This window comes from Streptomyces beijiangensis, from assembly GCF_017315755.1.
GTDB lineage: Bacteria > Actinomycetota > Actinomycetes > Streptomycetales > Streptomycetaceae > Streptomyces > Streptomyces beijiangensis.
The window spans coordinates 1-321 of the sequence record NZ_JAFLRJ010000730.1 but is presented as its reverse complement, the minus strand read 5'-3'; the positions used below and the strand labels follow the sequence as shown (position 1 = coordinate 321).

Sequence of the window (321 nt, the reverse complement as noted above, 5' to 3'; positions counted from 1 at the left end):
CCGCGGCCAGGACCACGGACGCGATCACGACCGCGACCGTGACTCGCAGCTCAAGAAGCTCATCTCCCGGATGAGCGTCGAAGAGAAGATCGGCCAGCTCTTCGTGATGCGGGTGTACGGCCACTCCGCCACCGCACCCGACCAGGCCGACATCGACGCCAACCTCAGCCAGATGGGCGTCCGCACCGCCGCCGAGCTGATCGCCAAGTACCACGTCGGCGGCATCATCTACTTCACCTGGGCCCACAACGTCCGGGACCCGCACCAGATCGCCGCCCTCTCCAACGGCATCCAGCGCGCCGGCCTCTCCCAGCCCACCCC

The 321-nt window shown here is 68.2% G+C and carries 1 pseudogene; it reads left to right on the top strand.

Features of this window, described 5'->3' with window-relative positions:
- A pseudogene (locus J0695_RS38730) lies at positions 1-321 on the top strand (glycoside hydrolase family 3 N-terminal domain-containing protein); the annotation flags it as partial.